Here is a 580-nt window from a genome sequence, read left to right as displayed (position 1 = left end):
AGGTCAGGTCAGAGGTCGGCTCCGACACCGGGTCCGATGCCGGGTCAGCACCCGCGAAGACGACGCCCGTATCGCCGAGAGGTGCGGGGGCACCCCCGGGGAGAAGGTCGCGCGGCCGGACGGCCGCCCAGTCGCCGGCCGCCCGGCTTCCCGGCACGAGGGGGAGCAGGGAGGGCACGTACAGATGCGGCCGGGCCTCCACCAGGCTCGCGCCGCCCCGGGATGCCCACACCCCCCGGCCGGTCGCCGCGCTGATCACGGCGCGCGGGTCGGGGTGCGGGGCGCCGGTGGCCGCCGGTCCCCGTCCCGGTCCCGCCGAGGCGACGGGGTTCACCGGGGCGGCCTTCGAGGCGGCCAGCACCACATCCACGTCCAGGCGGCGGGCGGACAGTACCGGGTCACGCGACAGCAGCTCGGCGATCTCGTCGTACGGCACCGGGCGGCGGAATCCGCCGGGCAGCGTGAGGGTCAGGCCGCCCGCCGCGCCGCCCGTCCACACCAGGTACGGCGCGGGCCTGCCGGGGGCGGTCCAGGGCGAGGCCTCCGTGCTGACGGGACGGTAGCCGCCCTCCTGGGCCGG

Annotated in this window: 1 pseudogene; it reads right to left on the bottom strand. The window is 78.3% G+C overall.

Going from position 1 to position 580, the window contains the following annotated elements:
• Positions 1–580, bottom strand: a pseudogene (locus GT042_RS15230) (hypothetical protein); the annotation flags it as partial.

The sequence above is a fragment of the Streptomyces sp. SID3212 genome (assembly GCF_009865405.1).
GTDB lineage: Bacteria > Actinomycetota > Actinomycetes > Streptomycetales > Streptomycetaceae > Streptomyces.
Note: the sequence above shows the minus strand (reverse complement) of the source record. Positions and strands in the feature narration are given on the sequence as shown.